General features: G+C 74.7%; 8 protein-coding genes. All 8 read left to right on the forward strand.

Annotation, left to right across the window (positions count from 1 at the left end; genetic code table 11):
* Positions 1 to 148: 148 nt before the first annotated feature.
* A complete protein-coding gene (locus ACH5AO_RS26565) occupies positions 149 to 1312 on the forward strand; it encodes an inositol-3-phosphate synthase (protein ID WP_398928814.1) in 1164 nt (387 codons plus the stop codon).
* Positions 1309 to 2394 carry an SCO3242 family prenyltransferase gene (locus ACH5AO_RS26570; protein WP_398928816.1) on the forward strand — a complete coding sequence of 362 codons (1086 nt, stop codon included), beginning with the start codon at positions 1309 to 1311 and terminating at the stop codon, positions 2392 to 2394. Before ACH5AO_RS26565 ends, ACH5AO_RS26570 begins: the two co-directional genes overlap by 4 nt.
* Positions 2395 to 2507: 113 nt before the next feature.
* Entirely contained in the window at positions 2508 to 3425 is a 918-nt protein-coding gene (locus tag ACH5AO_RS26575) for a sugar phosphate isomerase/epimerase family protein (RefSeq protein WP_398928846.1), read from the forward strand.
* Positions 3422 to 4162 (forward strand): EboA domain-containing protein, encoded by a 741-nt coding sequence (locus ACH5AO_RS26580; RefSeq protein WP_398928818.1) that lies wholly within the window; start codon positions 3422 to 3424, stop codon positions 4160 to 4162. Before ACH5AO_RS26575 ends, ACH5AO_RS26580 begins: the two co-directional genes overlap by 4 nt.
* Positions 4162 to 5052: a TatD family hydrolase gene (locus ACH5AO_RS26585; protein ID WP_398928820.1), complete on the forward strand. Its 891-nt coding sequence runs from the start codon at positions 4162 to 4164 to the stop codon at positions 5050 to 5052. The genes ACH5AO_RS26580 and ACH5AO_RS26585 overlap by 1 nt, the downstream gene beginning before the upstream one ends.
* A gap of 3 nt (positions 5053 to 5055) precedes the next feature.
* Positions 5056 to 6225, forward strand: a complete 1170-nt coding sequence (gene eboE / locus ACH5AO_RS26590; RefSeq protein ID WP_398928823.1) for a metabolite traffic protein EboE — start codon at positions 5056 to 5058, stop codon at positions 6223 to 6225.
* Entirely contained in the window at positions 6222 to 7601 is a 1380-nt protein-coding gene (locus ACH5AO_RS26595; RefSeq protein ID WP_398928826.1) for a nucleotide pyrophosphatase/phosphodiesterase family protein, read from the forward strand. Before eboE ends, ACH5AO_RS26595 begins: the two co-directional genes overlap by 4 nt.
* Before the next feature lie 114 nt (positions 7602 to 7715).
* Positions 7716 to 8918, forward strand: coding sequence for a sugar phosphate isomerase/epimerase family protein (locus tag ACH5AO_RS26600; protein WP_398928829.1), 1203 nt, complete (start codon positions 7716 to 7718; stop codon positions 8916 to 8918).
* Positions 8919 to 9060 lie beyond the last annotated feature (142 nt).

Below are 9060 nucleotides of genomic sequence, written 5' to 3' on the forward strand. Positions count from 1 at the left end.
CCGCCCCCTGACGAGGGGGCGACCGGAACGGCGGCGGGCGGAGGACGCCGGACCTCCGCCCGCCGTCCCGCCGGGCCCGCGCCCGGCACCCCGCACGTCCCCACCACCGGCACTCGCACCAGGTTCGCGTACGACAAGGAGGCTGCCCATGTCCGCCGAACCGTTCCTCCCCGCTCCCGCCCCCTCCCCGGCCCCCCGCTTCGGCGTCTGGCTCATCGGGGCACGCGGCTCCGTCGCCACCACCGCGATCGCGGGCTGCGCCGCCGTCGCCGCCGGGCTCCACCCGCCGACCGGCATGGTCACCGAGACCGCCCCCTTCACCACCTGCGGTCTGCCGCCGCTGTCGTCCCTCGTCTTCGGCGGCCACGACACCGTCGACTGCCCGCTGCCCAAGCGCGCCGAGCACCTCGCCGACGGCGGTGTCCTGCCGCACGGACTGCCGTCCGCCGTGCACGCCGAACTCGTCGCCGCCGACCGGGAGATCAGGCCCGGCGGCCCCCCGCCCGGCGACACCGGCCGCACCCAGGACGAATGGATCGACGTCTTCGCGGCCGACATCCGCGACTTCGTGCGCCGCCAGGACCTCGCGGGCGCCGTCGTCATCAACGTGGCCTCCACCGAACCGGCCCCCACCGACGGCACCCTGCCGCCCAGCTCCCTCTACGCGGCGGCCGCCTTGCGCGCCGGCTGCCCCTACGTCAACTTCACCCCCTCCACGGGGCTGCACCACCCGGCGCTCGCCGAGCTCGCCGCCTCCTCCGGCCTGCCGTACGCGGGCCGCGACGGCAAGACCGGGCAGACCCTGCTGCGCTCCGTGCTCGGTCCGATGTTCCTGCAGCGCGCCCTCGCCGTGCGCGCCTGGTCCGGCACGAACCTGCTCGGCGGCGGTGACGGCGCCGCCCTCGCCGACCCCGCTGCCGCCGCCGCGAAGAACGCCGGCAAGGAACGCGTCCTCGCCGACACCCTCGGCACCGTCCCCGAGGGCGAGGTCCACATCGACGACGTACCGGCCCTCGGCGACTGGAAGACCGCCTGGGACCACATCGCCTTCGACGGCTTCCTCGGCGCCCGTATGGTCCTCCAGACCACCTGGCAGGGCTGCGACTCCTCCCTCGCCGCCCCCCTCGTCCTCGACCTGGCCCGACTGACCGTCCGCGCCCGGCAGAAGGGCCTGACCGGCCCGCTGAGCGAACTGGGCTTCTACTTCAAGGACCCGGTCGGCGACGGCCCGTCGTCCCTGGCCGAGCAGTACAGGGACCTCGTGCACTTCACCGACCGCCTCCGCGACACCGCCACCGAGGCCCACCGATGACCGACACCCACGACGGCCCCGCACGCAGCGAACCTGTGCGGGACACACCGGTGCAGGTCGATCCCCCAGGGGCGCGGGGAACTGCGCGAGCAACCCCGACGGACCCGCACGGAACCCCGACGGCCCACGCACGGGGCGGCCGCGCGACCGCGTGGGCGGAACTGCTGCGCCTGCCCGCCCTCTTCACCGTCCCCGGCGACGCCCTGGCCGGCGCGGCGGCGGCCGGTGTGCGTCCCGGGCCCCGCACCCTGCTCGCCATCGGCTCCTCCCTGTGCCTGTACGAGGCCGGCATGGCCCTGAACGACTGGGCGGACCGCGCCGAGGACGCCGTGGAGCGCCCGCACCGCCCCCTGCCGTCCGGCCGCATCCGTCCGGCCGCCGCCCTCACCGCCGCCGGTGCCCTCACCGGCGCCGGACTGGCGCTCGCCGCCGGCGCGGGACGCCCCGCCCTCGCGGTGGCCGCGCCCCTGGCGGCGACCGTCTGGGCCTACGACCTCGCCCTGAAGCACACACCCGCGGGCCCCGTGGCGATGGCCGCCGCCCGCGGACTCGACCTGCTCCTGGGCGCCGCGGCCACCGGAGGCGGCACCCGCGCCGCACTGCCCTCCGCCGCGCTGCTCGGCAGCCACACCCTCGCGGTCACGGCCGTGTCCCGCCGGGAGACCACCGGCGGCTCGGCCCTGGCCCCGCTGGCGGCCCTCGCGACGACGGGGGTACTGACCCGGCTGGTCACCCACCGCCGCACCCGACTCCCGGCAGGCCGACGGGCAGCAGCCGCCCCCGGCCTGCCGGGCTCCAGCCCCGCCGCGCGCCCGCCCGGGGCCGCCGGCGCCCTCGCCACCGCCCTGGGCGCCGCCTACGCCGCCACGGCCACCCGGCCCTACGTCCACGCCACGCTCAACCCGTCACCCCCGCTCACCCAGCGGGCGGTCGGCGGCGGCATCCGCGCGACCGTCCCGCTCCAGGCCGCCCTCGCCGCCCGCTCCGGCGCGACCGCCACCTCCCTCCTGGTCGCGGCCCTGGCCCCGGCCGGCCGGATGTTCGCGAGGAGGGCCGGCATGAGGAAGGTGAGCATCACGTGAGCCCGAACCCGAACCAGGGCGCGCCCCAGGACGCCACCGGGGACCGTCGTGCCTCGGCCCCGACCCCGGCCTCGGAGGCGAGCCGGGGCGCGGGCGCGGGCCCGGCCCGGGACATGAGCGGGCACGCCCGCACCCCCCTCCGCTTCGGCTACGGAACCAACGGCCTCACCGACCTCCGTCTCGACGACGCCCTCGCCCTCCTCTCCGACCTCGGCTACGACGGCGTGGGCCTGACCCTCGACCACATGCACCTCGATCCGCTCGCCCCGGACCTCGCCGCCCGCACCCGCGAGGTCGCGCACCGCCTCGACGAACTCGGGCTCGGCGTGACCGTGGAGACCGGCGCCCGCTACGTGCTCGACCCCCGCCGCAAACACGGCCCGTCGCTGCTGGACCCCGACCCGGACGACCGCGCCCGCCGCGTCGACCTCCTCCTGCGCGCCGTCCGCGTCGCCGCCGACCTCGGCGCGCACGCCGTGCACTGCTTCAGCGGCATCGTCCCCGACGGCACCGACGAGGACACCGCCTGGAAACGCCTCGCCGAAACCCTCACTCCCGTCCTGGACGCCGCCGCCACAGCCGGCGTCCCCCTCGCCGTCGAACCCGAACCCGGCCACCTCCTCGCCACCCTCGCCGACTTCCACCACCTGCGCCGCACGCTCGGCGACCCCGAGCCCCTCGGCCTCACCCTGGACCTCGGCCACTGCCAGTGCCTCGAACCCCTCCCTCCCGCCGACTGCGTCCGCGACGCCGCCCCCTGGCTGCGCCACGTCCAGATCGAGGACATGCGCCGGGGCGTCCACGAGCACCTCCCCTTCGGCGACGGCGAGATCGACTTCCCACCCGTCCTCGAGGCCCTCGCCGCCACCGGCTACCAGGGCCTGACGGTCGTCGAACTGCCCCGCCACTCCCACGCCGGCCCGCACTTCGCCGCCCACTCCCTCCCGTTCCTCCGCCACGCCGCCCCCTCCGTCCCCGTCCCACCGCACGGCGATCCCTCCGCCATCCCCGAAGGGAGCAGAACCCCATGACCCGCCCCCGTGCCACCCCGGCCACCCCGGAGGCAGACACCACCGGCGGACCGGCGGCCCCCGGTGACGGCACCACCCCCGCCCTCACCCCGCCCGCCGAACTGCGCCGCCGCCTCGCCGACCGGCTGGGCGGAGCCGCCCGCGCCTGGCTCGACCAGGCCCTGGACGAGGCCGCCGCCCACCCCGGCACCCACGGGCCCATCTCCGTGTGGGAGCTGCGCCTGGCCGAGGCCGGCCGCCGCTGCGGCCCCGCCCACGCCGACGCCGCCCGCGTCCTCATCCTGCACGCGGCCCACGCCGACGCCGACGCCCTGACCCGGGTCTACTTCCAGGGCACCGCCGACGAACGCCGCGCCGTCCTGCACGCCCTGCCGCACCTCGTGCCCGACGGCCCCGACGCCCTCCCGCTCGTCGAGGACGCCCTGCGCACCAACGACACCCGGCTCGTCGCCGCCGCCCTCGGCCCCTACGCCGCCCGGCACCTCGACGCCCACGCCTGGCGGCACGCGGTCCTGAAGTGCCTGTTCACCGGCGTCGGCCTCGACCACGTGGCGGACCTGGACCGGCGCGCCCGGGGCGACGGCGAACTCGCCCGCATGCTCGGCGACTACGCCGCGGAACGCACCGCCGCCGGCCGCCCCGTCCCCGAGGACCTGCACCGCGTCCTGGCCCTGGCCGGCTCCGCCCCCGCCACCCCGCCGCACGGCACGGACACCCCCCACGGCAAGGAGTCCTGATGCGCATCTTCGACCCCCACATCCACATGACGTCGCGCACCACCGACGACTACGAGGCCATGTACGCCGCGGGCGTCCGCGCCGTCGTCGAACCCTCCTTCTGGCTCGGCCAGCCCCGCACCTCCCCGGCCTCCTTCCTCGACTACTTCGACGCCCTCCTCGGCTGGGAACCCTTCCGCGCCGCCCAGTACGGCATCGCCCACCACTGCACGCTCGCCCTCAATCCCAAGGAGGCCAACGACCCGCGCTGCACGCCCGTCCTCGACGCGCTGCCCCGGTATCTCGTCAAGGACAACGTGGTGGCCGTCGGCGAGATCGGCTACGACTCCATGACGCCCGCCGAGGACACCGCCCTCGCCGCCCAGCTCCAGCTCGCCGCCGACCACGGCCTGCCCGCGCTGGTGCACACCCCGCACCGTGACAAGCTCGCCGGGCTGCGCCGCACCCTGGACGTCGTCCGCGAGTCCGCCCTCCCCGTCGACCGCGTCCTGGTCGACCACCTCAACGAGACCACCGTCAAGGAGGCCAAGGACAGCGGCGCCTGGCTCGGCTTCTCCGTCTATCCCGACACCAAGATGGACGAGGAACGGATGGTCGCCATCCTGCGCGCCTACGGCCTCGAGCAGGTCCTGGTGAACTCCGCCGCCGACTGGGGCAGGAGCGACCCCCTCAAGACCCGCAAGGTCGCCGACCTGATGCTCGCCGAGGGCTTCACCGAGGACGACGTCGACCGGGTGCTGTGGCGCAACCCCGTCGCCTTCTACGGGCTCAGCGGCCGCCTGAACCTCGACGTCGACGCCCCCGGCGCCACCCACGAGGGCAACTCCATCCTGCGCGGCGCGCCCAGAGACGAGCCACAGCCGGCCGGCGCCCCCGCCACGGAGGCGTGAGTCATGCGCTTCCGCCACCCCGACGGCTCCACCGTCCACCTCGCCTACTGCACCAACGTGCACCCCGCCGAAACCCTGGACGGAGTCCGCGCCCAGCTCCGCGACCACTGCGAACCGGTCCGCCGCCGCCTGGGCCGGGACAGGCTCGGCATCGGCCTGTGGCTCGCCAAGGACGCCGCGCACGCCCTCGTCACCGACCCCGCCGCCCTGCGCGGACTGCGCTGCGAACTCGACCGGCGTGGCCTGGAGGTCGTCACCCTCAACGGCTTCCCCTACGAGGGCTTCGGCGCCGAAGAGGTCAAGTACCGCGTCTACAAGCCGGACTGGGCCGACCCCGAGCGCCTGGAGCACACCACCTCCCTGGCCCGCGTCCTCGCCGGACTCCTCCCCGACGACGTCACCGACGGCAGCATTTCCACCCTGCCGCTGGCCTGGCGCACCGCCTACGACGAGCAGCGCGCGCAGACGGCCCGCACCGCCCTGCGCACCCTCGCCGAACGCCTCGACGCCCTCCAGGAACTGACCGGACGCTCCATCCGCGTCGCCCTGGAACCGGAACCCGGCTGCGTCGTCGAGACCACCCGGGACGCCATCGCCCCGCTCACCGCGATCGCCCACGACCGCGTCGGCATCTGTGTCGACACCTGCCACCTCGCCACCTCCTTCGAAGACCCGCACACCGCCCTGGACGACCTCGCCCGGGCCGGCGTACCCGTGGTCAAGTCCCAGCTCTCCGCCGCCCTGCACGCCGACCAGCCCCACCTCCCCGAGGTCCGCGAGGCGCTCGCCGCCTTCGCCGAACCCCGCTTCCTGCACCAGACCCGCACCTCCACCCTCGCCGGGCTGCGCGGCACCGACGACCTCGACGAGGCCCTGGCCGGTGACGCCCTGCCCGACGCGGCTCCCTGGCGCTCCCACTTCCACGTCCCGCTGCACGCGGCCCCCGCCGCGCCCCTCACCTCCACGCTGCCCGTCCTGAAGTCCGTCCTGACCCGGCTCGTCGGCGGCCCGCACCCCCTCACCCGCCACCTCGAAGTCGAGACCTACACCTGGCAGGCCCTCCCGCCCGAGCTGCGCCCCCGCGGCCGCACCCAGCTCGCCGACGGCATCGCCGCCGAACTCACCTTGGCCCGCGACCTCCTGACGGACCTCGGCCTGAAGGAACTCCCATGACCGACCCCACCCCCCTGCTCGTCCTCGACGTCGTGGGCCTCACCCCCCGTCTCCTCGACCACATGCCCCACCTCAAGACGCTCGGCCAATCCGGCTCCCGCGCCCCGCTCGGCACCGTCCTGCCCGCCGTCACCTGCGCCGCCCAGTCCACCTTCCTCACCGGCACCATGCCCTCCGAGCACGGCATCGTCGGCAACGGCTGGTACTTCCGCGAACTCGGCGACGTACTGCTGTGGCGGCAGCACAACGGCCTCGTCGCCGGCGACAAGCTCTGGGACGCCGCCCGCCGCGCCCACCCCGGCTACACCGTCGCCAACATCTGCTGGTGGTACGCCATGGGCGCCGACACCGACATCACCGTCACCCCCCGCCCGGTCTACTACGCCGACGGCCGCAAGGAACCCGACTGCTACACCCGGCCGCCCGCCCTGCACGACGAACTCACCGAGAAGTTCGGCACCTTCCCCCTCTTCCATTTCTGGGGCCCCGGCGCCGACCTGGTCTCCAGCCAGTGGATCATCGACGCCACCCGTCACATCATGCGCACCCGCCACCCCGACCTGACCCTGTGCTACCTCCCTCACCTCGACTACGACCTGCAGCGCTTCGGCCCCGACGACCCGCGCTCCCTGAAGGCCGCCACCGACCTCGACGCCGCCCTGGCCCCGCTGCTGGACGACGCCCGCGCCGAGGGCCGTACCGTCGTCGCCCTGTCCGAGTACGGCATCACCCGCGTGAACCGGCCCGTGGACATCAACCGCGCCCTGCGCCGCGCGGGCCTGCTCGAGGTCCACACCCAGGACGGCATGGAGTACCTCGACCCGATGGCCTCCCGCGCCTTCGCGGTCGCCGACCACCAGCTCGCCCACGTCTACGTGCGCCGCCCCGAGGACCTCGACACCACCCGCGCCGCCCTGGAAGGACTGCCCGGCATCGAGCAGCTCCTCGACGACGAGGGCAAGAAGGCCCACCACCTCGACCACCCGCGCGCCGGCGAACTCGTCGCCGTCGCCGAACCCGACGCCTGGTTCACGTACTACTACTGGCTCGACGACGACCGCGCGCCCGACTTCGCGCAGCTCGTCGAGATCCACCGCAAACCCGGCTACGACCCGGTCGAGCTCTTCATGGATCCCCTCGACCCCTACGTCAAGGTCAAGGCGGCCGGCGCACTGGCGCGCAAGAAGCTCGGCATGCGCTACCGCATGGCGGTCGTGCCCCTGGACCCCTCACCTATTCGCGGCAGCCACGGCCGCCTCCCCGCGAGCGACGACGACGGTCCGCTCCTCATCTGCTCCACCCCCCGCGCTGTCGGAGACCGCGTCGCGGCCACCGATGTCAAACAACTCCTGCTCAGGCTCGCCGGACTCGGCTGACGCACCGGCAGGTACGGCACCGAGATCCGACTACCGAGAGTGAAACACACGGCACTGACAACGGCCGGTCCCGGCGGGACCGGAACCGGCCACGACCGAGAAGGCAGGCCACTCGTGACCCTGTACTCCGACCCCTCCCGCACCGAAGCCGCCGCCTCCGCCGACGCCCCGGACGAGGGGCTGCGCCGCACCCTCGGTGTGGACCGGCGCCGTTTCCTCAGCACCTGCACCGCCGTGGCGGCCGGAGCCGTCGCCGCCCCCGTCTTCGGCACCGCCCCCGCCCTGGCCCACGGCCGGGACAGAGACCACGAGCACGACCACGGACACGGACGCGGGCAGGTGCTCGTCCCGCCGCACAAGCGCGGCATCATCCTCTACACCGTCCGTGACGCCACCGCCCGCGACCCGCTCGCGAGCGACCTGCCCTCCGGCTTCCGCGAGGTGTTCAAGCAGCTCGCCCGCCACGGCTACCGCCAGGTGGAGTTCGCCGGCTACCGCCAGCACGCGAACGCCCCCGGCGGCGACAACCTGGAAACCGTCGAGGGCGCCAAGCTGCTGCGCCGCTGGCTCGACGACTACGGGCTGCGCGCCCAGGGCAACCACGGCTTCATCCCGTCGTCCTGGCCGCTGACCACCGCGGACCTGGACACCTTCAAGAAGCACCTCGAGATCGCCAACATCCTCGGCATGGACCACATGGGCACCGGCGGCGACCCCACCGGCAGCGCCTACCGCGCCGACTGGGACGTGGCCGCCGACAAGTGGAACGCCCTGGGTGCGATCGCCCGCCGCGAGGGCATCAAGCTCTACACCCACAACCACGACAGCGCCTACGGCTTCCTGCTCGACGGCGGCCCGCTGGACGACCAGGGCCGGCCGACCCGCAGCTCCGGCATCCGGAAGTTGGAGTACTTCCTGAAGGTCACCGACCCCCGGCTCGTCTGGCTGGAGATGGACATCTTCTGGGCGCACGTCGCCCAGTACAAGTTCCACACGTACACCGCCCACGACGGCTCCACCCGGAAGAACGTCTTCGACCCGGCCGGTCTGGTCGCCCGCCACAACAAGCGCTACCCGCTCTTCCACGCCAAGGACGGCGTCGTCAGCACGACCAACGGCATGGGTTACGACATGGTGCCCTTCGGGACCGGCGTCATCGACTACACGACGTTCTTCTCGCGGGTCGGCGAGCGGAACTACCACAACCCGATGGTCGAGGACGACAACTCCCCGAGCGCCACCGACCCCGCGCAGTCACTGCGCGAGGCCAAGATCAGCTACGACAACATGGCGGCCCTGCGCAAGCGCCGCCGCTGAGCCGGACACGGACCGGGCGGCCCCCCCCCCGCGGGGGGGGGGGGGGCGCCCCGGGCGGGGGGGGGGGGGGGGGGGTTGTTTGGGGACCCCCCCCCCCGCGGGCCCGGGGTGGGCGTGACGCGCTTGCTCCAGGACCGGCCCC

Source organism: Streptomyces sp. NPDC018964, from assembly GCF_044390325.1.
Lineage (GTDB): Bacteria > Actinomycetota > Actinomycetes > Streptomycetales > Streptomycetaceae > Streptomyces.